Genomic DNA, 23,526 nt, shown 5'->3' with positions numbered 1-23,526 from the left:
AGGGCAGCGATAAATGAGCAAGCAGGAAAACGATAACGACAATCGCAGCAGCGCCTCTCCCGACAGCACGCCTGCGGGCGATGCACCGGCACAGTCCGGTACCGGGACAGGCGGCGCCGCAGAGAACGCCTCGGTGGCCGGCGAAAGCGCCCGCACCGGCAGCATGACCGGCACCACCTCGCCGAATGCCGGCGTCAGCAGCAGCGGACGGGCGTTCGAGCCCGGTGACATGCGCCCCGAGCACCGGCCGCGCGAGAAAAACGGGCGTCGTTCGATCCTGCTGCCCCTCCTGCTTGTTCTGCTGTTGCTCTCGCTTGCCGCCATCGGCTTTGGCGCCTGGTTGTTCGAGCAGCAGCGCAACGACATGGCTCAGCTGCGCCAGGACGTCGATCAGGTTCAGCAGAGCAGCAGCCAGTCCTCCCGCGAGGTCTCAAGCGCGCTGGATTCGCGTGATCAGCGCATCAGCTCGCTTGAGTCGCAGCTTGAAGACAACGATCAGGCGCTGTCGCGTGTGATGGAAGAGCTCACGCGCAGCCAGCAGACCGACGAGCGTCAGTGGCAAAGTGCCGAAATCGAATACCTGCTGCGCATGGCCAACCAGCGCCTGCAGCTTGAGCGCGACATCAGCGGTGCACAGTCGCTGCTTGAAACCGCCGACCAGCGTCTGCGCCAGATCGACAACCCGGCCCAGCTGCCGGTGCGCCGCGCGATTGCCTCGGAGCTTTCCCAGCTTGAAAGTCTGCCCGAGGTCGATCAAAACGGTCTGTTCCTGACGCTTTCGGCCATGGCCAATCAGGTGGATACGCTGCCGCTGTCGCAGGAAAGCGAGGCGCTTGCCGCGCAAAAGGATGACGGGTCGCTGTTTACCGGTGGCTGGCGCGAACAGCTTTCGCGCATGGGCACCCAGCTCAAGGACCTGGTCACGGTACGTCGTCATGACGAACCGCTGGAAGCGCTGATTACGCCGGCTCAGGAAGGCTATCTACGCCAGAACGTGCGCCTTTTGCTCGAGCAGGCCCAGCTGGGCGTGATGCGCAGCAACGAAGAGATCTATCGTGAAAGCCTTGAGCGCGCCAACACGCTGATCACGACCTACTTCCGCACCGAGGACAGCAACGTCCAGCGCGTGCGTGACCAGCTCAATCAGCTCGGCCAGCGCAATATCAGCCCCGAGCTGCCTGATATCAGCGGCTCGATCGAAGCCCTCAACAAGCTGCAAAACGCCCGTCGCAACGGTCAGGGGGCGTCCTCATGAGAAAGCTGATCCTGTTCATTGTCGTCGGGCTGGCTGCCGGGGCGCTGATCGGCCAGCTGATGATGTCCACGCCGGGCTACATCCTGATCCGGGTGGGCGACATCTCGCTGCAGACCTCCTTCTGGTTCGGCATGCTGCTGCTGTTTGCGCTCTTTCTGGTGGTGCATTTCGTGTTGCGTCTGCTTTGGCGCCTGCGTCGTCCGGTCAGCCGCATGAAGCTCTGGAATGCCCGCACGCGTAACCGTCAGGCCATGCATCGCACCGTCAAGGGACTGGTGGCGCTGGCCGAGGGGCGCTGGAAGCGTGCCGAGCAGTCGCTGACGCGCTCGGCCGAGGACTCCTCCACGCCGCTGGTCAACTATCTGTCCGCAGCGCTGGCGGCCCACTATCAGGGCCGTCACGAGCAGGCCGATGAGCTGTTGAAAAAGGCGCACCACAGCACCGAGGGCGCCGACAGCGCCGTGGGGCTGATGCAGGCACAGCTGATGCTGGATCGTCAGCAGTCCGAGCAGGCGCTCGCCACCCTGACGCGACTGCAGACCCAGATGCCGGAGCACCCGCAGGTGCTCAAGCTGCTCAAGCAGGCCTATCTCAACGTGGAAGACTGGGAAGGCATGCGCCGGCTGCTGCCGAAACTCGAGCGTCACGACCTGATCAGCGAAGAGGAGCGCCGCGTACTTGAACGTCGCACCTATCTGGCGCTTTTGAACCAGGCCGACCAGCAGCAGGATCATGACCGGGCCCGCACGCTGTGGGCCGAGATGCCGGAAGAACTCAAGGGCGATGTGGATCTGGTGCTGCTGCAGGCAGCCATTCTGGAGCGCGGTGGGGATGCCGCCGAAGCTGAAAGCATGATCCGCCAGTCACTGCGCAACCGCTGGGACAGCCGCCTGGTGGCGCACTACGGGCTGCTCTCCGTCGAGCCTGAACGCCAGCTGGTCACCGCCGAAAAGTGGCTGCAGGAGCGCCCCAACGACCCGGAGCTTTTGATGGCGCTGGGGCGGCTGTCGCTGCGCAACGCCTACTGGGGCAAGGCGCAGGAGTACTTCGAGGCCAGCCATCGCCAGCGCCCCAGCGGCGTGGCCTGTGCCGAGCTTGCAAGGCTTTACGCAAGCCTTGGCCAGCACAGCAAGAGCCAGCACTACTATCGCAAGAGCGTGGAGCTGCTGGACCGCTCGCTGCCGGCGCTGCCGCAGCCCAGCGAACACACCAGCTAGCCTTGTCGATGGCTTCATGGAGCGCCTGCGGGCGCTCTTTTTCATGGTGCCACCGCGCGCCTTGTGTCTTTTCGAATCGAGGCGCGCCGTCCTTCTCTTATGGCGTGTCACGCATCAACGTGTCAGGGATCAATGGACATGCAGTTAACAGGCATTACGGGTAACGCCGGCCTTTTGTGGCGCGCTCGACTGTCACGCACCGGGCGCGGTCTGGCCGGGCTTTGTCTGGTCATGGCGAGCATGGGGGTGGCCCAGGCGCAGGACCAGCGCGATGACGTGCTGCGCGCCACGCTGGATAACGGACTTGAGGTCGTGATCGTGCACAGCGATTTGGCGCCGGTGGTGACCACCCAGGTCAACTATCACGTGGGTTCCAGCGAAGGCTCCGAGGACTTTCCCGGGACGGCGCACGCCGTCGAGCACATGATGTTTCGCGGCGGTCCGGGGCTTTCCAAGGATCAGCTCTCGGTCATTTCGGCCAACATGGGCGGCAACATGAACGCCTTTACCGAAAACGATCGCACTCAGTACCACTTCACCGTGCCGGCCGATGATCTGGACGTGGCGCTGCATATCGAGGCCTCACGCATGAAGGCCATCGACATGAGCGAATCGGACTGGGCGCAGGAGCGCGGCGCCATCGAGCAGGAGGTGTCCAGCAATCTTTCCAATCCGGCCTTTCGCTTTTATACCCAGCTGGTCGGGGAGCTTTATCACGGCACGCCCTACGCCTGGACCCCGCTGGGCACGCGGGAATCGTTTGACAACACCACCGCCGCCGACCTGAAGGCCTTCCACGATCGGTGGTACGTACCCAATAACGCCACGCTGGTCATCGCCGGCGACGTCGACCCGCAAGAGGCGCTCTCCCGGGTGCAGACACTGTTTGGCGATATCCCCGAAAAGGCCCTGTCCGAGCGCCCCGCCTTTGATTTCGAGCCGGTGACGGCGCGCACCGTCGAGCTGGCGACCAACAGCCCCTATGGCTCGATCTACATGGGCTGGCGCACGCCCGGTCTGCAGGATGACGACTTTGCCGCCACCCAGGTGCTGCTGGACGTGCTGGGCTCCGAACGCGGCGAACTGACCGCCATGGGCTATGACGGCACGGCGCTGGCCGGCGGCATGGGCGGTCAGCTCCAGCCGCACGCGGGTCTGGCCATGGCCGTGGGGGTCTTTCCTCAGGGGGGCGACCCGGCGCCGATCCAGGCGCGCATGCGTGAGATCATCGAGCAGGTGACCGAAAACGGCGTGGACCCCTCATTGGTTGAAGCCGCCAAACGCCGGATCATCGCCGAGGTGGACGCCAGCCGCGAATCGGTCTCGGGGCTGGCCAGTGCCTGGTCGGATGCCCTGATCAAGCGGGGTCTCGATTCACCGCAGGCCATGAAGGCGCAGTACGAGGCCGTCACCGTCGATGACGTCAATGCCCTTGCCAGAAGGCTCTTAAAGCCCGAGCAGGCCATTACGGCGGTGCTGACGCCGGAAACCTCCGGCGAGCCGACCAGCAGCGACGGTTATGGCGAGCCGGAAGAGCTGGTCACCCCGCCCGATGGTCCGGTCGAGCTGCCCCGCTGGGCCGCGCACGCCTTTGATAACCTTGATATTCCGGTTTCGACGCTCGCCCCGAAGGACTATCGGCTGGATAACGGCCTGCGCCTGATCGTGCAGGTCGAAACTGCCAGCGACCGCGTCATGTTAAGCGGCGCCATCAAGACCAATGACGATCTGCAGACGCCACCGGGCAAGGAGGGTGTCGGCGATATTCTGGAAGGCATGTACGGCTACGGCAGCCAGTCGCTTGATCGCCGGGCGCTGCGCGCCGCCGTCGACGAGCTGGGCGCCGAAGAGGGCGCCGGTACCCGTTTTGGACTGGTCGTGGCGAAAGCGAACTTCGATGCGGGCCTGGCGCTTCTGGCCGAGCACCAGCTCAATCCGAATTTCTCCGAGGACGCCTTTAACACCATCAAGGCGCAAAACGCTCAGGCGCTGCCCGGTCGCATGAAAAGCCCGGGATTTCAGAACGCCTACGCCATGCTCGGGGCACTGTTGCCCGAGGATGACCCCCAGCAGCGCCACATGACGCCCGAGTCGCTCGAGGCCGTCACGCTTGAAGACATAAAGCAGTACTTCGAGCGTGTCTCGCGCCCGGACATGACCACCATGGTCGTGGTCGGCGACGTCGACCCCGAGCAGGTCCGCGATCAAATCGAGCGCTATTTTGGCGATTGGCAGGCGCAGGGGGCGAAACCCGAGGTGGACTATCCGGCCGTGGCGCTCAATCAGGCCGGCGCGTTCAATACGCCCGACAGCGAGGCCCGCCAGTCACAGGTCACCCTGTCGCAGATGATCGATGTCGACCGCGACAGTGAGGATCGCTTTGCCCTGTTTCTGGGCAACCAGGTACTCAGCGGTGACTTTGCGTCACGGCTGCATCAGGCGCTGCGCGAGCGCCGCGGGCTGGTCTACGGCGTCAGCTCGAATCTGGACCTCAAGGCCCACCGCGGGCGCTTTAACGTGAGCTTTGGCAGCGACCCCGACAAGGTCCACCAGGCGCGCGAGCTGATCATCCATAACCTCCGGCGCATGCAGAACGAGCCGGTCAGCGACAGCGACCTGCACCGCGCCAAGAGCATTTTGCTGCGAGCGATGCCGTTGCAGGCATCCAGCTACGGCGCGATCAGCGCATCGCTGCTGGGTCTGGCGCTCTCCGACAAGCCGCTGGATGCCACCACGAAGGCGGCGGAACAGTTCGTTGAGCTCACAGGCGATGACGTGCAGCAAGCCTTCCGAGCCCATATTCGCCCGGACGGGTTTGTCACCGGCATTCGCGGGCCGACGGCGCAGTAATCAACGGCCGTAACGTGTTGGTCATCAAAAGCGCCGGGGCCATGCCCCCGGCGCTTTTTTCATGGCTGGCGCACAAGATCGCGCGCGGCCACAAACAGCTGCATGTGGCGCTCGACGAGTGCCTCAAGATCGCGGTCGTAGCCGCCGCCGATGACCGCCGCCACCGGAATGCCGCGCTCGCGGCATTGGCGCAATACATAGAGGTCGCGTCGGTAAATCCCGTCCAGACTCAGCTCGAAATGGCCCAGCCGGTCGCCAGCGTGCACATCGGCGCCGGCATCATAAAACACCAGCTCGGGGCGAAGGCGGTCCAGCAGCGCGGGAAGGTCGCGTTCCAGTACGTTCTGGTAGGCCGCGTCATCGGTGCCGCGGGGCAGGGCGATGTCCAGATCGCTTGAGCGCTTGGTAAACGGGAAGTTGTCCACGCCGTGGATCGAGCAGGTAAACACGCGCGACTCGTTTTGAAAGGCAAATGCGGTGCCATCGCCCTGATGCACGTCGCAGTCAATGATCAAAATACGGGTCACGCCGTATACGGCCATCGCCTCGTGGGCGGCCACGGCCAGGTCGTTGAGCAGACAGTAGCCGCTGGCGGCGTTGGGGTAGGCGTGATGTGTGCCGCCGGCGGTGTTGCAGGCAAGCCCCGTCTCGAGTGCGGCGCGAAGCGTTGAAAGCGTGCCGCCCACTTCCAGCAGGGTGCGCTCGACCAGCTGCGGTGACCAGTCAAAGCCGCTGCGCTTTCGGGCCTTCGGGTCGCTGTCACCCAGATAGAAGGTCTGTAGATACTCCGGCGTATGGGCGCGCAGCAGCTGGGTGCTGGAGGGCGGTTTGGGTGTGATCCAGTCGATCAGCGGGTCGTCATCCAGGCCCAGCGTCGAGAGCCTGTGGCGCAGGGCGCGAAACTTGGCCATCGGAAAGGGATGGCGCTCGGGCCACTCGAACGTATAGCCCGGATGGTGGATCAGCGGCAGGCGCATGTCAGCCTCGCGTGCCCAGGTGCTGTTCGGCCCGGGCGCGTACCTGCGGGTACGAATAGCCCTCCAGTGCCCCGAACGTTTCAAGACTTCGCGCCTTGAGCGGCGTGAACACCGGCATGGCCAGCGCACAGAGAAAATGTGCCACCCGCTGGGGCGTGGGCGGCTGACTGAAATGCGCCTTATGGCGAGCGATCAGCGGCTCGGCCAGCGCCTCGAAGTCGATGTCTTCCAGCGAGGTCTGCGTCGGCGAGGCCGGCAGACGTGCCACGTGGCCGTCGCACACCGAGCAGTGGCCGCACTGTTCGGGCACGCGCGTATCGCCAAAGTGCAGCGCCAGACGTCGCGACAGGCAGGTGTCGGTCTCAAAGAGCGCCAGCATCTGTGACAGTCGCTCTATATCGGCGTGCTCGCGGGTGCAAAAGCCCTCGTGCAACTCGCGCGCCATGCCTGCCGGGTCGATATCGCTCTGGCACACCTCGAAGACATCCGTCATGCGCTTGCCCTCAAGCACCACCCAGCCCTTGTCCTGAAAGTACTCAAGCGCGGTGATCACGCGGGTGCGGGTGGCATCGATGCCGGCGGCAAGCCCGGCCTGATGCACGCGCTCGAAATCCACCGTGCCCCAGGTGCGGGCGATGGGGATGTTGTCGATCACCAGTCGAATGAAATCGGCGCGTTCGCCTTCGAATTTCGCGGCCAGCTCAGAAGGCGACAGCACGTAGCGCAGGCGATATTCGGCCAGGTAGGTAAAGCGCGGGGCAATGATCCCCATCATTTCAAGGCGCACCAGCAGCGTTTTCAGCGGCAGCGCCCGGATATTGCTGTCCCGCGAGAGCGTATTCATCACCACCGGCCACTGGCGCTCCGGCGTCTGCCCGGCGGCCTGAATCTCTTCGAGCACCCGCTGGATGCCCTCGCGCTCGGGCGTATCGCCATGGGTGAAGTTTTCAAGCACCCCCAGCCCGTCGCGCCCGGCCAGCATCAGACAGGTCGAGGGCGCCCCGTCACGTCCGGCGCGGCCGATCTCCTGGCTGTAGTTCTCGATCGATTTGGGCAGGTCAAAGTGCACGACGTTACGGATGTTGCGCTTGTCGATGCCCATGCCAAAGGCAATGGTGGCCACGATCACCGGCACCTCGCCGCGCATGAACTGCTGCTGGATCTCGTCGCGAATTTCGGCCCCCAGGCCCGCGTGATAGGCGCGCGCCTGAATGCCGCGGGCGGCCAGCGCCCTTGCCACCGTCTCGGCGCCCTGCTGCAGAGTGACGTAGATGATGGTGGGGGCTTCCTGCCCGGCCACCTGCTGCGGCGCCAGCCACTCGATCAGTGCCTCGACACGCCGCTGTTGCGCCACCGGGCGCACCTGCAGGTTCAGGTTGGGGCGATAAAAACCGGTGGTGATGACATCACCTTCGGCAATGGCGAAGCTTCGCTCCATGTCCTGGATGACGCCGGGCGTGGCGGTAGCGGTCAGCAGCAGCACCTGGGGGATGTTGAACTCGCGCTGGTACTCGGGCAGGCGCAGGTAGTCCGGGCGAAAGTTGTGGCCCCATTCGGAGATGCAGTGGGCCTCGTCGATCACCATCAGCGAGATCGGAATCTGATGGAGGAAGTGGCGAAAGCGTTCGTTACGCAGCCGCTCGACCGAGACCATCAAAATCTTCAGCTCATTGCGACGCGCGCGGGTCATCACCTCGCGCACCGCGTCGCGGTCCATGGTGGAGTCGATGCTTTCAGCCGCAATGCCGCGGGATTTCAAAAAGGCGAGCTGATCCTGCATCAGCGCCAGCAGCGGCGAAATGACCAGCGTCAGATTCGGCAGATGCAGCGCCGGTAGCTGATAACACAGCGACTTGCCGGCGCCGGTGGCAAAGATGGCCGCCGTGGAGCGCCCGGCCAGCACCCGTTCGATAACCGGGGCCTGGCCCTGGCGAAAGTCTTCAAGGCCGAAGACCGTGTTCAGGGTGTGGCGCGCGGGGGCGGTCGCGTCAGTGGGCATGGAAAACTCCGGTCATCACGGCAGGGAGCGACAGCCTAACGCCCGGGGCGCGAACTGTCAGGGTCTGCGTGATGATCCTCTTCCGCCCAGGGCGCGTGCTCATCCGGCGCGTCGGTCTGCACCGGCCTGAGGGCGGCGCCTTCGCCTTCGTAGCGGGCGGTGCGATAGCTCACGCCGTGGCGCATGCGCGGCGGCTCGGGCCCGACATGCATGGCAGCGACCCGTTCGATGATGGCGCGGTCGGCCATGGTCTGGCGGTCCTGCATGCGCAGATGCTGCAGCCAGTTGGGCACCAGAAAGACCTCCTGCCACAGATCACGCGCTTCGATATCGCGATACAGCGACCAGCGTTTGGCGCCGTTGCGCAGCCGAAGCCGGCGCAGGGGGCGCACAGCGCGGGCAAAGTCGCGGACCTGATCGGCCTCGATGCGATACTCGATGGTCACCATGACCGAGCCGCGGGCCGGGTCAAACTCGAAATCCGGCGCCTCGGTGCGCGCTTCCGGTGCGACCATGAGGCTGTCGCTGTCCAGCGCCGGCAGGCGCGAGGGCAACAGTACCAGCGCCGAGACCAGCAGCAATCCGCCGGCCATCAAAAGGGCGGTCTGCGTGCCCAGGCCCTCGGCCATATTGCCCCACAGAAACGAGCCCATGGTAAGCCCGGCATAGAGCGCGGTCTGATACAGCGCCAGCGCGCGCGCCTTGACCCAGTCCGGCACCAGAATCTGCACGGAGGAGTTGTAAGAGGCCACCGCCGCGATCCAGCAGCTGCCGCCGAGGATCAGGGCCGGAAATATCGCCCAGAGCGCATTGACCGCGCCCAGTATCAGCATCACACCGCCCAGCACCATGGCGGCCACGCTGATCAACCGACTGCTGCCCAGCCGCCGGCGCGCCCGGTTGACCAGCATGCTGGCAGCGATCGCGCCCACCCCCAGCCCGCCCAGCATGTAGCCATAGAGCGAGGCGCCGCCGCCGGGGTGGTCGTGGGCCAAAAGCGGCAGCAGCGCCCAGATAGCGCTCGCCGAGATGCCAAAGATGAACGAGCGCAGCATGATCAGCCGCGTCACGCTGGAGTACTGGGTGAAGTAAATGGCGGCCTTGACCCCTTCCCACAGCCGCTCCGGCGGCAGGCTCTTTTTGGGGACGTCGCGGCGCCAGCGCCACAGTGCCCAGATCAGGGTGCAAAAGCACAGGACGTTGAGCAGAAAGATCCACGCCGGCCCCAGGGCTGCCAGCAGCATGCCGCCGATGGCCGGGCCAATGGCGCGGGCGGCGTTGTAGTTGACGCTGTTGAGCAGCACCGCACTGCTGACCAGATGGCGCGGCACCTGTTCGTTGACGGCCGCCTGCCAGGCCGGCGTGGTGATGGCCCCGCCCACGGAAACGCACAGGATCGAGGCAATCAGAAGCATTGGTGTCAGCAGCCCCATAAAGGCAATAACGGTGATAAAGACCCCGCCCAGCACCTCGATAAAAAGCCCGAAGAGCATCACCTTGCGTCGGTCGTAGTTGTCGGCGATCACGCCGGTCACGATCGACATCAACACCAGCGGTGCGGCAGCGGCGACCTGAATCATGGCCACCATGACGGGGCTGCCATGTGCCGAGGTCACCACCCAGGCTGCCGCCACCGACTGCGCCCAGACGCCCAGATTGGCGAACAGGTTGGCGATCCAGATGATGCGAAAGGCGGGAATCGACAGCGGTGCCCAGGTGCTCAGGTTTTCCGGGCGCGGCGGCAGGGCGGTTTTTTCAAGCGTCAGGTCACTCTGGCGGGATACGGGTTGCAGCATGGGGCACTCTTCAGGTCGATAGCGTTTGATCAGTCAATCGCGTCCAAAACCGGGCCGGGCTAAAAATCATGTTACGCCGTTTCATGCGCCCGGGCAGGCCGGGACGTGTCTTTTTTCGCCGGTTTGTCCTGTATCAAAATCGTCATCGAACCCCCTGCTAAAGTCGTAGAAGGTGGCGAGCCAACAGCCGCCTGTCGGAGCAGTCATCCTGTGGAGGACTCCATGAAAGTCACGCTTTATAGTGCCCAGCCCTACGATGAACGTTTTTTTGAAGAGGCCCGTCTCGAGGGGTTTGCCGATCAGCCGTTCGAGCTGATCTATCAAGAGACCACGCTGACTCGCCAGACCACGGCGCTGGCCGAAGGCAGCGACGCCGTGTGCGTGTTCGTCAACGACGTGCTGGATGAAGCCGTGCTTGAAGCGCTGGCCGGCATGGGCGTGAAGGCGATCGTGCTGCGCTGCGCCGGGTTCAACAATGTCGATCTGGCCGCCGCCGAGCGGCTCGGGTTTTTCGTCGCCCGGGTGCCGGCCTACTCGCCTGAAGCCGTCGCCGAGCATGCGCTGGCGCTGGCCATGACGCTCAATCGCCATACCCATCGCGCCTTCAACCGGGTGCGTGAAGGCAATTTCGCCCTTGATGGCCTGCTGGGCGTGACGCTGCAGGGCAAAACCGTCGGCATCGTCGGCACCGGGCGAATCGGTCTGGCCACGGCGCGTATCTTCAAGGGACTCGGCTGTCGGGTGCTGGGTAGCGACCCGTTTCCGGCCGAGGGCTTTGACGCCATCGGCGAGATCGTGGAGGTCGATACGCTTTTGGCGCAGGCCGATATCGTGTCGCTGCACTGCCCGCTGCTGGAGGCCACCCATCACCTGATCAATGAAGCCTCGCTTTTACGCATGAAACCCGGTGCGATGCTGATCAACACCTCCCGCGGGGCGCTGATCGATACCCGCGCGGTGATCGAGGCGCTCAAGTCACGCCAGCTCGGCGCACTGGCCATCGATGTCTACGAGCAGGAGAGCGGACTGTTCTTCAAGGACCGCTCCTCCGAGATCATCGATGACGATGTGTTCTCACGCCTTATGACCTTTCCCAACGTGCTGGTGACCGGCCATCAGGGCTTTTTCACGGTCGAGGCCCTGCGCGAGATTGCCCAGGTCACCCTCAACAACCTGCTGTGCCTGTCGCGCGGTGCCCACTGCGAGAACGCCCTGATGCAGGGTGACGCCACCGCACGCTGATTACTGATCCCGGGAGGGTCTGCCCATGTGGCAACAGCTTTACGATCCGCTTGGTCAACCGCTGCTGTCGGCGCTGGTGGCGGCCGTGCCGATGGTGTTCTTTTTGCTGGCCCTGACCGTGTTCCGGCTCAAGGCGCTGACGGCGGCGGCTACGACGCTTGTGCTGTCGCTGGTCATGGCGCTGTGGCTTTTCAACATGCCGCTTTCAAAAGCCGTGATGGCGGCGCTTTTTGGTGTGGCCAACGGACTCTGGCCGATCGGTTATATCGTGCTGATGGCGGTGTGGCTTTACCGGGTGGCGGTCAAAAGCGGCAAGTTCGAGATCATCCGCGCCAGCATCGCCACCGTCTCGGAGGATCAGCGCATTCAGGTATTGCTGATCGCCTTTTGTTTTGGCGCCTTTCTGGAGGGTGCGGCGGGCTTTGGTGTGCCGATCGCCATCTGTGCCGCGCTGCTGGTGGAGCTGGGCTTCAAGCCGGTTCGGGCGGCCATGCTGTGTCTGGTGGCCAACGCTGCGGCCGGCGCCTACGGGGCGATCGGCATTCCCATCATTGTCGGGGCACAGCAGGGCGGGGTCACCACGAGTGCGCTGGCACCAATGCTGATCGCCATCCTGCAGCTCTCCACGCTGTTCATCCCGGCTCTGCTGGTGATGATTCTGGACGGCTGGCGCGGGTTGAAACAGACCTGGCCGGTGGTGGGGCTGGTCGGCGTTTTGTTTTCCGGCAGCCAGGCGCTGGTGCTGTATCTGCTGGGTCCGGAGCTGGTGGATGTGGTGCCGCCGCTGCTCTCCATGGGCGCGCTGGCACTGTTCATGCGGGTGTGGCGGCCCAGGCACCTTTATCGTCAGCCCGGCGCGCCGGCAGTCAGCTCAAAGCGCTGGCCGCTCAAGGCCGTGCTGCTGGCCTGGTCGCCGTTTTACATTCTGACCGCCATCATCATGGTGTGGAGCCTGCCCGCCTTTCGGGCTCTGCTGGCACCGGGTGGGGCACTGGCCGCCACCGTGCTGCAGCTGCCGATCCCGGGGCTTCATCTGCAGGTGCAGGAGCTGCCGCCGATTGCTGCAGTACCCCACGGGCTGGCGGCACTGTGGAAGATCGAGCTGGTGGGGGCGGCCGGCACGGCCATTCTGCTTGCCGTGATCGTCACCACGCTGACCTCGAAAACGCTGTCGCTGCGTCAGAGCGGTGGGCAGCTTGTGAATGTGGCGCGCGAGCTGTGGAAGCCGCTGGCGACCATATGTCTGGTGATGGCGGTGGCCTATGTGGCCAACTTCTCGGGCACGTCTTCAACGCTGGGGCTGGCGCTGGCCGAGACCGGGCGGGCCTTCCCGCTGATTTCGCCAGTCATCGGCTGGCTGGGCGTGTTCATTACCGGCTCGGTGGTCAACAACAACGTGCTCTTTGCCCACCTGCAGGCCGTCACGGCCGGACAGATCGGCACCAGCCAGGCCCTGCTGGTGGCGGCCAATACCGCCGGCGGCGTCATGGCCAAGGTCGTCTCGCCGCAGTCGATCGCCATTGCGGCCGGCGCCGTTGGGCTGGTGGGTCACGAGTCCGACATCATGCGCGCCACGCTGCGGTTTAGCCTGGCACTGCTGGTCTATGCCTGCCTGTGGACCTTCGTGCTCTCTCTGCTGATGTAGGTTTCAGCCCTCGCGGCGCTGACGCCGGATCAAAAGCCCCATGGCGGTCAGCGCCAGCGCCGCGACAATGATGGAAAAGGCGATGCCGGCGACCGTCAGGCTGGTCATCGCCGCCGTCACGCCCAGCCCCACCACCGGCAGCGAGATCGCCACGTAGATCACCACAAAGTAGGTCGAGGTGACCTCGCTTTTGCGATCCTTTGGCGAGGCGCCAACCACCTCACCCAGCCCGGCGCGCAGGGTCAGCCCCTGACCGGCGCCCGAAATGGCCGCGCCGACAAGCATCAGCCAGAGCGAGGCCAGCCCGATGGCACCGCCCACCACCAGCACGCCGACGGCCAGAATCAGACAGCCGATGATCAGGCGCTGGCGCTCGGGGATAAAGCGCATACAGGCTTGGCCCAGCGCCGAGGCGATAAAGAGCGTAATGACCACCACGCCAATCATGGCCAGATTGTCGATCGACAGGAGCTTTTGGACGAATGACGGCACGGCGGCGGTGAAAAGCCCCAGCACAGCGGTGCCTGCAAAGCCTGCGATGCCGGCCGGTACGAAAACGCCGCGCACCTCATCGGGGACACCGAGGCGCTGGATCCGAAGGCGCACGCGCTCGGGGCGCTCAACCGTTTCCGGGGCCCACCAGACGCCTGCCATGGCCAGCACGCACAGTACGATATGCAACGCATAGGGCAGGTGCAGCGGCCAGACTGCGTACTGCGCCAGCAAGCCCGCCACCAGCGGCCCCAGGCCCAGCCCCATGACGTTGGTGGCCGTTGCGGTCAGCGTGGCGCCCTTTTGCCATTCGCTCGGCGCCTGCTCGATGACAGCGACCGTGGCCGTACCGGTAAAGATGCCCGCCGACAGGCCCGACAGCAGCCGGCCAATCAAAAGCGGGACCAGCTCGGGACTCGAGAGAAAGACCACGTTGCTGACAATGGCCAGTGCCAGCCCCGCCATTAAAAGCCGTCGTCGCCCCAGTTGATCCGACCAGCTGCCGAAACCGATCAGGGCGGTAATCACGCCCACGGCATAGGCGGCAAAGATCACCGTGATGATGATCTGGGAGTAGTCCATCCGCGCCTGATAGATCGGATAGAGCGGCGTGGGCAGCGTGGTGCCCAGCATGGCCATCAAGAAGGCGAAGGTGATCAGCACAAACGAGGCGCGCCCCGGAGCGCGCTGTGTCGAGGTTGTAAAACCGGACATGATGAGACTCCCTGTGGTCTGGCAAGCCTGGTACAGATTGCCTCGCGGGTCGCCTTAAGGCTGAAATAAAAAACGGCGCCTGAAGGCGCCGTTATCTCAGCAGTTGCCCTTTTTAGCCTGTCCAGGCGGGCAGAAGTTGCCGTTACCGTGGTGATTGCCGTGACCATGATGACCGTCATCAATGATCACGGCCGGCTCCGGATGGATGCGGGCCGGCTGATAGCTGCAGCCTGCCAGAAGGGGGCTTAGTACAAGCGCAACAAGCAGCGTGCGAGTCATGACGGTCATGTGATGAGTTCCTGATGGAGAGTGCCTGCCATGATATCTGCTTGTCTCTGGCTCAAAAGTGCGAGCAGTCCAGGTGTTTCCCGTTATTTCCGGCAGTGGTGGCCGAACCTCGGCGGCGCGTATCTGTCCAACCGCTCCGGAGTGATCATTTTCGGGTGCGTCAGTTTCTGGCACATCCATTGCAGGAGAGCAGCGTTGAAAAAGACAATCGCGGTACTGGCAAGCGCAGGTCTGGTAGGCATGTCGACGTCGGCGCTGGCGTTCAATCTGGGGGACGTCAATCGAGCCATGGAGGCGATGAACAGCCAGAACACGCAGAGTCAGCAGGCGCAGCCTGCCACGCAGCAGCATTCACAGCAGCAGGGGCTTTCCTCGCAGCTGGGTCAGTTTCTGAATCTGGAAAACACGCCGCGTCAGCAGCAGGCCGCGGTGGTGGGTACGACCGATCACAATCTGGGGCAGGCATCGCAGCTGATCAGCCAGCTGACCGATCAGCTGGGGGTGAGCCAGACCCAGGCCATCGGCGGGTCGGCGGCGCTTCTGGCGGCGGCGAAAAATCAGCTGGGCAGTGACCAGTTCAACCAGCTCTCCAATCAGGCGCCGGGCGTGGATGGCCTGCTCTCCAGCGCTCAGGCGCTTTCCGGCAACCAGTCGATGCTGTCGAAACTCTCCGGCATGGGCGGCAACGGCCAGAGCGGGGGCACACCGTCGCTGACCTCGAGTGCCTTCAGCATGCTGGGCATGGATGCCGGCATGGTCAGCCAGTTCGCGCCGGTCATGCTCAACTATCTCGGTCAGGAAGGCGTGTCCAGCAGCCTGCTGGGCTCGCTGGGCGGCATCTGGGGCGCGGCCGGTCGCTAGAGATCTGCTTCTGCACGGGCCGGCGTCTTGCGCCGGCCCGATCTTTCCGGCATCGACGGCCTGTCGATGTCCTCGCCTAAAGACGTCCCGAAATCTCTTCCCACAGGTTGCGATAGGCCACGGCAGCGGCGGTGCGCGGCGCAAACTGCGCCAGCGGTGCCTGATGGTGGCCCATCTGCTCCACGGCGCTGGCATAGGGGATATTGGCCGATAGATGCGTCGGCCACTGCGTTCGAAACTCTGACACGCTCTCCTGATGCATTTTTCGCCGGCGATCGACCAGGGTCAGAAAGGGCCACAGCGGCGTGGTGATGTTTTCCCCGTCCAGGTACTGCTGTAACTGGGTCAGGGTTCTCATCGACAGCGTCGTGGGAACCACCGGCACCAGCAGGGCGTCGACGCTTGAAAAGACCTGTTTCGACAGCGTGGTCAGACCGGGCGGGCAGTCCAGAATGATCAGGTCATAGTCATCGCTGACCGGCTTGAGCACCTTGCGCAGGCGACTGTCCTTGCGTCCTTCCAGCAGCATGTCCATTTCGCGGGATTCAAGACTGGCCGGCAGCAAATCCAGATTCGCCATGTCGGTGTCGCGAATGGTCTTTTCAAGCGTGGCCTTGCCCTTGACGAGCTTTTCGACGCCACCGCCGCGAATCCTTGGCTTGTTGCGCAGATAAAAGGTGGTGGCCGCCTGCGGGTCCAGATCCCAGATCAGCACCCGCTGTCCGGCAAGGCCGGCCTGCGCGGCCAGGTTGATGGCCGATGCCGTCTTGCCCACGCCGCCCTTGATACTGTAAAGCGCCAGCATCTGCATATCAGCGTTCCTTTTGATGGCTCTCGGATTGGGTCATGGATCATGGCGCCTTAGTTTGTGTCGGTGTGATGACATTTTGATGACACCGTGCGGCGCGTGCGGTGCGGTGCGGCCGTGTCGGCATCGGTGGCGGTGATCCTGTGTCATGATGGGTTATCGATATGCAGGATGTTCCGGCAAGAGAGGCAACGACATGGATAGTGATGTGACAGAGCAGACGCTTCACTGGTCCTGGGGCGGCATGACCATTGAGGTGGGTGTGACCCGTCGCGGGCAGGGGCCGGAAGTGTTGCTGCTGCCGGCGCTGTCGAGCATTTCGACGCGCCACGAGATGGATGCGCTGCAGACGCGGCTGGCCGAGCGTTTCACCACGGTCTCGGTGGACTGGCCGGGGTTTGGCGACCGCCCGCGGCCTTTCATGGAGGCCGAGCCGCACATGTTGACGGCCTTTATCGATTACCTGCTCGATGAGGTCGTTTTTCTGCCCGAGATGATCGTGGCCGCCGGTCACGGGGCGGGCATGGTGATCCGGCATCTGGAACAGAATCCGGATGCCGCCGACCGGCTGGTGCTGATCGCGCCGACCTGGCGTGGGCCGCTGCCGACCATGGCCGGCGAGCACAAACCCTGGTTCGGGCACCTGCGCGCCTGGTTTGATCGTCCGGTCATCGGCGCGGGCATCTACCGGCTCAACGTCAGCAACTGGTTTTTGCGCCGCATGGCCGGCGAGCACGTCTATGAGACCCCGAACTGGCTGTCGGGGGAGCGTCTGGCTGCCAAGCGCCGGGTGGCGCGCACGCCCGGCGCCCGCCACGGCTCGATCCGTTTCGTGACCGGTGGAGTGGATCCCTTCAGCAGCCGGGAGGCATGCGTGGCCGCACTCAAGGGTGCCAGTGCCCGGACGCTTTTGATCATGAGCGAAAGCATGCCGCCGCGTTCGCGTGCCGAGATGCGCGCCATGGGGGCGCTGCCCCGGGTCGAGACGGTGTTGCTGTCCCGTGGTCGGCTGTCGGTGCACGAGGAGTACCCCGATGATGTTGCCGGGGCCATCCTTTCGTGGCATGACGCCCCGCAAGGGCATGGCTGAACCCCGTACCGTCTGATCGCGCGCTGTCACCCGCGTGGCCGGCAGGAATGGCAAATCATGACAGGGTCTGACTGTGCCGAGCCGTCCCTGTCGAGTGAAACGACCTGGCACCCGGTGTATTCTTGACGGGCTGAAACCTCAAAAAAAGAAGGGCTTTGGCTCTGGGAACATCATGTCAGGGGGTAATATGCTTATTGGCGATGTCCGCCTCAAGCGCGTCTATCAGCACTCGACCCATCACGATGGGGCGCGATGGCTGGTGGATCAGGTATGGCCGCGTGGCAAGCGTGAAGAGGAGCTCTCGGTCGAGCGGTGGTATCGCGCCGTGGCGCCGTCGCGCCGTCTGCGTCATGCCTGGGAAAGCGGGCGAATCGATCGCATGACCTTCGAGCGTCGCTATCGTCTGGAACTCAACCCGGGCGATCTCGAGCCGCTGCTGGCTCAGGCGCGTCAGCGCCGGCTGACGCTGGTCAGTGCCGTACGCGATCTGGAAAGTTCCCATCTGCCCATCCTGCGTGAGGTGATCCTGGAGGCGCTGCGCGGCGAGCGTGTGGTGGGTGAGTCTGCATCGGTGGCCGAGGCGCACTGACGTCGCCGCCACAGGAATACAAAAACGCCCCGACCATGTCGGGGCGTTTTTTTTGCCGGGCGCCCGGCCAATGACAGGGGGATCAGGCGTGCTGGCGCTGCTCGCCACAGCAGGGCGCGATGATGCCGGCGCGCTCGCCCAGTGCCGCCATGTCCAGAATCTCGACGTGACGGCCCTGAATGTTGAGCAATCCCTGCTGCTGGAACCGGCCCAGTACCCGGCTGATGGTTTCGATGGCCAGGCCCAGATAGGTGCCGATATCGCTGCGTGACATCGGTAGGCGAAAGCGCATCGCGTTATGGCCGCAGCGGTCAAAGCGCACCGAGAGGTTGCGAAAAAAGCTGGCCAGACGCTCATCGGCCGTCTTGCTTGACAACAGCCGCATCAGGCGGCGGTCATCGACGATTTCACGGCTCATGCAGCGATAGAGCTGGTGACGAAGCTCGGGAAGATGCTCCGACAGGCTCTCCAGCCGCTTGAAGGGGATCTCGCAGACCGTGGTGCGCTCAAGCGCGGTCAGAAAGCCCGGGTGGGTGGCGCTGTCGATGCTGTCCAGCCCCACCAGCTCGCCGGGCAGATAAAAGCTGGTGATCTGCTCTTCGCCGTCGGCCTCGATGATGGTCTGCTTGAGGCTGCCGCTGCGCACGGCGTAGACGTTTTCAAACGTCTCGCCCTGCATGTAGAGCGTCTCGCCGCGACTCAGCGGGGCGCGGCGCCGCACGATCGTGTCGAACTGCTCAACATCATCAAGAGACAGGGACAGCGGCAGACACAGAGAGCTCAGCGAGCAGGTCTGACAGCGTGTCTGGTGAAGATGTGAGGTGTTCATGGGCCTGGCCTGTTCCTGTGCATGTGAGTGGTGCGCCGGGCGTGTTCAGGATGAGCGGACTCCATCCTCATGCTGGCGCCGGGCGTCAGCCCTGCCACTGGATACCCGCGCCCTAGAGCAGCCGGGAAAACTGTCGGCGACGCTCGGCCGGCAGACGGGTGTCAAAGGTCATGGCCAGCTGGCGTATCAACAGTCGTCCCATGGGCGTGACCATCAGCGAGTGCTTATCATATTCGATGAGGCCGTCTCGTCGAAAGGTGGCAAGCCTTTCAAACACGTCGGCAAAATAGTATGACGCATTGATGCCGAAGGCGGCTTCGAGGGCATCAAAATCGAGGTGCATGTCACACATCAACCGATGAATCACGTGACGGCGCAGCCGATCATCGGCGCTCAGGCGTACCCCGCGAGCGGTGGCCGGTTGGCCGTGATCGATGGCGTCCTGCCAGGTTTCCAGCTGCGCGGCATTCTGGGCATAGACATCGTCGATCTGGCTGATGGCCGAGACGCCCAGACCGACCAGGTCACAGTGAGCATGGGTGGTATAGCCCTGAAAATTGCGCTGCAGCGCGCCGTCACGCTGTGCCACGGCCAGGCTGTCCTCCGGTTTTGCGAAGTGATCCATGCCGATGTGGATATAGCCCGCCTGCGTCAGCTTCTCCACTGTCATGCACTGGATGGCCAGGCGGGTGGCCGTGTCCGGCAGGTCCGAGGCGTTAATGCGCCGCTGGGGCAGAAAGCGCTCGGGCAGATGGGCGTAGTTGAACACCGACAGCCGGGCCGGGGCCATGTCGATCACCTGATCCAAGGTGTCAGCAAAGCTTGCCACGCTCTGATGCGGCAGGCCGTAGATCAGATCAAGATTGAGTGAGCGAAAGCCCAGCCGGTGCGCCTCGTCGATCAGGTTTTCACTCAGCTCGCGCGGCTGCACCCGGTTGATGGCCTTTTGCACGCGCCCGTCCAGATCCTGTACGCCAAGACTCAACCGGTTAAACCCCAGCGACTGCAGATGACGCAGGGTGTAAACGTTGGCCTCGCGCGGATCGATCTCGATGGCAAAGTCGCGGTCGGGATGATCGGAGAGGGTGAAATGCTCGCCCAGCTGATCCATCAGCCGGCTCATCTGATCCAGATCGAGAAAGGTCGGCGTGCCGCCCCCCCAGTGAAGCTGCTCCACCGTGCGACCTTCGTCTAGATGACGGGCCATCAGGCTCATTTCGCGACTCAGCCGGTTCAGATAGGGCTCTGCCATGGCGGTCTGACGGGTGGCAATGCGGTTGCAGCCACAGTAAAAGCAGATGCGCCGGCAAAAGGGAATGTGGACGTACAGCGACAGCGCGCGCGCGGTGGCGTTGCTGCGTGCAAGGGCCTGCGTCAGCTGGTCTGCGCCGAAGTGATCGGTAAAGGCGGTGGCGGGGGGATAGGACGTATAGCGTGGCCCGGCGCCGTCGTAACGCTCAAGCAGTGTCGCGTCCGGAGAAAACGGGGCATCAAAACGGCCGGGTCGGGGAGCAGGTGACAACATGGGCAACGCTCGTGGCAGGCAGTGAGACTGCCATGCTACGAGCGTCGTCATGACCGGCGTCTGATCTGGATCAAATCATGCCGGATGAGGCATCGTCATCCGGTCTTTCAGCCGACGCGAGCGTCGCTGTCCATGTGACGCGCCACGCGCGACATGGTGCTGGTCAGCTCGATGGCCAGGGTCAGGTCAGCCAGTTCGCGCGGCGAAAAGGTGTTGATGGCCATCATGCGGGTGCTGGCATCCACCGGGCGAAAATGGGTAAAGGACTCACACCAGGCAAGGGCGGCGCGCTCGCGGGCGGTAAAGCGGTCGGAATCGGCCCAGCGTGCCAGCTCGCGAAGCTTGTCGGCATCAATGCCCAGCGCTTCGGCTTCGCTGACGCGCAGATTCTCGCAGTTGTCGCAGCCGCCGTTGATCTGCGAGGTACGAAGCTCTGCCAGACAGCGAATGGAAGGGTCGAGACTGCAATGTCGTACCGCACGGGTGGTGTGGTAGATATCGGTCGCATCGATTCGCTTGGGTCGTTCACCGGTCATGACGGTACCTCAAAATGGTATGAATCTGGTCCTATTTAACGCCCTTGGCAGAAATTAATCCACAGCCTGCCTTTACAAAGTTGAGCGCGGTTTAAACTTTTATAGTTTCGACAACCTGCTGTGGCATGGGTCTTTTGCGCCGCCCGTACCCCTGCCGGGCGGCGCAGTCTGTCAGGAGGGCGCTGACGCCATGCGTGCGTCAGTGTGATCCGTTCGACGCCGTCGCTGCAAGTAGATGATCAGCCCCAGTACCAGAAGGGCCGGTATCCACAGCCACTCCTTGGCAAATCGCTCGCGCGGCAGGGCCACCGAGGTGATCGTCTGATCCATGTCAAAGCCCAGCTCGCTGGCCTGACTGTCCCAGGTGGTCATGTCTACAAGCGTGGTGTCTCCATCCTGACGAAGCGCGAGCCCCAGGTTGTCCAGTCGCGCCTGACCGGTCTCGCCTTCAACGGCCGGGACTTCGACCACAAGGCTCATGGGCGCGCCGTAATCGTTGAGCCCCTCGATGCCGACCCGCAGCGACTGCTCCGGGCCCAGCTCGCCGTAGGCCTGGGCAAACTGCGCCGGCGGCATCTGCTCATAGGGCGGTACGATCATGTCCTGCCAGAAGCCGGGCCGGAACAGCGTAAAGGCCACCAGCAGCAGCAAAATGGTGTCGTACCAGCGGTTGCGCACGATAAACCAGCCCTGTGTCGCTGCAGCAAAGACCAGCATGGCCAGAGTCGCCACCACGAAGATCAAAATGCCGTGCCAAAGATCGACATTGATCAGCAAAAGATCGGTATTGAAGATGAACAGAAACGGCAGCGCGGCGGTACGCAGGCTGTACCAGAAGGCCTGAAAGCCGGTGCGGATCGGGTCGGCGCCCGAAATGGCGGCGGCGGCAAAGGAGGCCAGCCCCACCGGCGGGGTGACATCGGCCATGATGCCGAAATAGAACACGAACAGATGCACCGCGATCAGCGGCACGATCAGTCCCTGCTGCTGACCCAGCTGCACGATGACCGGCGCCAGCAGCGCCGACACCACAATGTAGTTGGCAGTGGTCGGTAGCCCCATGCCCAGAATCAGGCTCAAAACGGCGGTAAGCAGCAGCATCAAAAAGAGACTGCCCATGGACAGATGCTCGACCAGATCCGCCAGCACCAGCCCCACGCCGGTCTGTGACACCGCCCCGACAATGATGCCCGCCGTGGCGGTGGCAATGCCGATACCCACCATGTTGCGCGCGCCATCCACCAGCCCGCTCCAGAGATCCAGCACGCCCTGGCGCAGGTTCTCGCTCAGGGCAAGCCGTCCGCGGAAGAAAGCACTCAGTGGACGCTGCGTCACCATGATGACCATCATCAGCACGGTCGCCCAGAAAGCCGACAGCCCCGGCGAGAGCCGCTCGACCATCAGACACCAGACCAGCACCACCACCGGCAGCAGATAGTGCAGCCCGACCATGACGGTCGGTCGGGTCTGCGGCAGCGTCGTGATGCTGCTATCGGGCGTGTCGGTTTCAAGCTCCGGATAGCGTGCACCCAGCTTCAAAAGGCCGATATAAATCACCATCAGCGCGATCGACACCACCCAGGGAGTGGAATCACCCAGTACCGGCTTGAGCCAGCCCAGCCCGTAATAGACCGCCGCACTCAGCGCCATCAGGCCCACCAGTCCGGTGGCAAAGCCCAAAAGCTTGAAAAGCCAGGGCTTTTGCGGATTGGCGCTCGTAAGCCCCTGCATGCCGGCCTTCATGGCCTCGAGATGCACGATATAAAACAGCGCGATATAGGAGATCATCGCCGGCAAAAAGGCGTGCTTGATCACCTCGACATAGGGAATGCCGACGTATTCGACCATCAAAAAGGCGGCCGCGCCCATGACCGGCGGCATGATCTGGCCGTTGACCGAGGAGGCGACTTCGACGGCGCCGGCCTTGGTCGGAGAGAACCCGACGCGCTTCATCATCGGGATGGTGAACGTGCCGGTGGTGACCGTATTGGCAATCGAGGAGCCCGAGATCAGACCGGTCAGCCCCGAGGCCACCACGGCCGCCTTGGCCGGCCCGCCCCGGTAGTGGCCCAGCATCGAAAAGGCCACCTTGATGAAATAATTGCCGGCGCCGGCCTTGTCGAGCAGGGCGCCAAAAAGCACGAACAAAAAGACAAAGCTGGTGGACACCCCCAGCGCGATGCCGAACACCCCCTGGGTGGTCAGCCACTGATGGTTGATCAGGGCATCAAAGCTCACACCGCGATGGGCCAGCATGCCCGGCATGTATGGGCCGGCCAGCGAATAGCCCAGAAAGACCAGCGCCACGATCATCAGCGGCGGCCCGAGCGCCCGGCGGGCGCCTTCCAGCAGCAGTACCAGCCCGGTCACGCCCACGATGACATCCTGCAGGATCGGGTTGCCGGGACGACCGGAGAGCTGGGCGTAGAATAGATAGATATACAGCGCGCAGAAGGCGGCCACCACCGCCAGCACCCAGTCCGTGATCGGAATGCGATCCTTTGGCGAGCGCTTGAGCGCCGGCCAGGAGAGAAAGGCCAGAAAAAGCGCAAAGCCCAGGTGAATCGAGCGCGCCTCGGTGGCACTGAACACGCCAAAGCCCATGAGATAGGGCAGCGGCGAGGTAATCCAGAGCTGAAACAGGGACCAGGCAACGGCCACGGCCAGCAACAGGCGCCCTGTGAGGCCCTGTAGCTGGCGTCCGCCGGTATCGGCAGCGGCCGCCAGCTCTTTGGCATCCACGCTCTGGTGCTCGGTTGAAGAGGGAGTCGTGTTCATGTCCGCATCCTCTGGCGGCAGGACCTTTCCGGAAT

18 protein-coding genes are annotated in these 23,526 nt (G+C 63.7%); 8 read left to right on the top strand and 10 right to left on the bottom strand.

Features of this window, described 5'->3' with window-relative positions:
* Window positions 1–13 precede the first annotated feature (13 nt).
* The 3 genes from ACS92L_RS11595 to ACS92L_RS11585 all read left to right on the top strand — a co-directional run bounded on the left by ACS92L_RS11595 (window position 14) and on the right by ACS92L_RS11585 (window position 5,322).
* Window positions 14–1,255 (top strand): uroporphyrinogen-III C-methyltransferase, encoded by a 1,242-nt coding sequence (locus tag ACS92L_RS11595; RefSeq protein WP_438765052.1) that lies wholly within the window; start codon window positions 14–16, stop codon window positions 1,253–1,255.
* Complete coding sequence (locus tag ACS92L_RS11590; protein ID WP_438765051.1) at window positions 1,252–2,472, top strand: heme biosynthesis HemY N-terminal domain-containing protein; 1,221 nt, start codon at window positions 1,252–1,254, stop codon at window positions 2,470–2,472. The genes ACS92L_RS11595 and ACS92L_RS11590 overlap by 4 nt, the downstream gene beginning before the upstream one ends.
* Before the next feature lie 138 nt (window positions 2,473–2,610).
* A complete protein-coding gene (locus ACS92L_RS11585; RefSeq protein ID WP_438765050.1) occupies window positions 2,611–5,322 on the top strand; it encodes a M16 family metallopeptidase in 2,712 nt (903 codons plus the stop codon).
* A gap of 59 nt (window positions 5,323–5,381) precedes the next feature.
* Here ACS92L_RS11585 and ACS92L_RS11580 read toward each other — a convergent pair whose 3' ends face one another.
* Genes ACS92L_RS11580 through ACS92L_RS11570 form a run of 3 tightly spaced genes read right to left on the bottom strand, consistent with a single transcriptional unit; the run spans window position 5,382 to window position 10,094 of the window.
* A complete protein-coding gene (locus ACS92L_RS11580) occupies window positions 5,382–6,299 on the bottom strand; it encodes a histone deacetylase family protein (protein WP_438765049.1) in 918 nt (305 codons plus the stop codon).
* 1 nt (window position 6,300) lies between these two features.
* Window positions 6,301–8,298, bottom strand: a complete 1,998-nt coding sequence (locus ACS92L_RS11575; protein ID WP_438765048.1) for a RecQ family ATP-dependent DNA helicase — start codon at window positions 8,296–8,298, stop codon at window positions 6,301–6,303.
* Between the two features lie 35 nt (window positions 8,299–8,333).
* Complete coding sequence (locus ACS92L_RS11570; RefSeq protein ID WP_438765046.1) at window positions 8,334–10,094, bottom strand: MFS transporter; 1,761 nt, start codon at window positions 10,092–10,094, stop codon at window positions 8,334–8,336.
* Between the two features lie 222 nt (window positions 10,095–10,316).
* Between ACS92L_RS11570 and ACS92L_RS11565 the strand changes: the two genes are divergently transcribed.
* Together ACS92L_RS11565 and ACS92L_RS11560 are read left to right on the top strand one after the other, a co-directional pair.
* Window positions 10,317–11,336, top strand: a complete 1,020-nt coding sequence (locus ACS92L_RS11565) for a 2-hydroxyacid dehydrogenase (RefSeq protein ID WP_438765045.1) — start codon at window positions 10,317–10,319, stop codon at window positions 11,334–11,336.
* Between the two features lie 25 nt (window positions 11,337–11,361).
* On the top strand, window positions 11,362–12,981 hold the full coding sequence (locus ACS92L_RS11560; protein WP_438765043.1) for an L-lactate permease: 1,620 nt from the start codon (window positions 11,362–11,364) through the stop codon (window positions 12,979–12,981).
* Between the two features lie 3 nt (window positions 12,982–12,984).
* Here the strand turns inward: ACS92L_RS11560 and ACS92L_RS11555 are convergent, their stop codons facing one another.
* Together ACS92L_RS11555 and ACS92L_RS11550 are read right to left on the bottom strand one after the other, a co-directional pair.
* Window positions 12,985–14,187 (bottom strand): MFS transporter, encoded by a 1,203-nt coding sequence (locus ACS92L_RS11555; RefSeq protein WP_438765041.1) that lies wholly within the window; start codon window positions 14,185–14,187, stop codon window positions 12,985–12,987.
* Between the two features lie 96 nt (window positions 14,188–14,283).
* Window positions 14,284–14,475: a hypothetical protein gene (locus tag ACS92L_RS11550; protein WP_438765039.1), complete on the bottom strand. Its 192-nt coding sequence runs from the start codon at window positions 14,473–14,475 to the stop codon at window positions 14,284–14,286.
* 195 nt (window positions 14,476–14,670) lie between these two features.
* Here ACS92L_RS11550 and ACS92L_RS11545 point away from each other — a divergent pair, with 195 nt between their 5' ends.
* Window positions 14,671–15,336 (top strand): DUF2780 domain-containing protein, encoded by a 666-nt coding sequence (locus tag ACS92L_RS11545; protein WP_438765037.1) that lies wholly within the window; start codon window positions 14,671–14,673, stop codon window positions 15,334–15,336.
* A gap of 76 nt (window positions 15,337–15,412) precedes the next feature.
* Here ACS92L_RS11545 and ACS92L_RS11540 read toward each other — a convergent pair whose 3' ends face one another.
* On the bottom strand, window positions 15,413–16,147 hold the full coding sequence (locus tag ACS92L_RS11540) for a ParA family protein (protein WP_438765035.1): 735 nt from the start codon (window positions 16,145–16,147) through the stop codon (window positions 15,413–15,415).
* Between the two features lie 193 nt (window positions 16,148–16,340).
* Between ACS92L_RS11540 and ACS92L_RS11535 the strand changes: the two genes are divergently transcribed.
* Window positions 16,341–17,234, top strand: coding sequence for an alpha/beta fold hydrolase (locus ACS92L_RS11535; RefSeq protein ID WP_438765033.1), 894 nt, complete (start codon window positions 16,341–16,343; stop codon window positions 17,232–17,234).
* A 187-nt stretch (window positions 17,235–17,421) separates the two neighbouring features.
* Window positions 17,422–17,823 (top strand): DUF488 domain-containing protein, encoded by a 402-nt coding sequence (locus ACS92L_RS11530; protein ID WP_438765032.1) that lies wholly within the window; start codon window positions 17,422–17,424, stop codon window positions 17,821–17,823.
* A gap of 82 nt (window positions 17,824–17,905) precedes the next feature.
* Here ACS92L_RS11530 and fnr read toward each other — a convergent pair whose 3' ends face one another.
* From fnr to ACS92L_RS11510, 4 genes are all read right to left on the bottom strand, one after another.
* On the bottom strand, window positions 17,906–18,652 hold the full coding sequence (gene fnr, locus ACS92L_RS11525; protein WP_438765030.1) for a fumarate/nitrate reduction transcriptional regulator Fnr: 747 nt from the start codon (window positions 18,650–18,652) through the stop codon (window positions 17,906–17,908).
* 112 nt (window positions 18,653–18,764) lie between these two features.
* Entirely contained in the window at window positions 18,765–20,177 is a 1,413-nt protein-coding gene (gene hemN, locus ACS92L_RS11520; RefSeq protein WP_438765029.1) for an oxygen-independent coproporphyrinogen III oxidase, read from the bottom strand.
* Window positions 20,178–20,284: 107 nt separating this feature from the next.
* Window positions 20,285–20,713: a carboxymuconolactone decarboxylase family protein gene (locus ACS92L_RS11515; RefSeq protein WP_438765028.1), complete on the bottom strand. Its 429-nt coding sequence runs from the start codon at window positions 20,711–20,713 to the stop codon at window positions 20,285–20,287.
* A 171-nt stretch (window positions 20,714–20,884) separates the two neighbouring features.
* A complete protein-coding gene (locus ACS92L_RS11510; protein ID WP_438765027.1) occupies window positions 20,885–23,491 on the bottom strand; it encodes a TRAP transporter permease in 2,607 nt (868 codons plus the stop codon).
* Window positions 23,492–23,526: the final 35 nt, after the last annotated feature.

It is taken from the genome of Kushneria halocnemicola (genome assembly GCF_965650455.1).
In the GTDB taxonomy this organism is placed as follows: Bacteria; Pseudomonadota; Gammaproteobacteria; order Pseudomonadales; family Halomonadaceae; genus Kushneria.
Note: the sequence above shows the minus strand (reverse complement) of the source record. Positions and strands in the feature narration are given on the sequence as shown.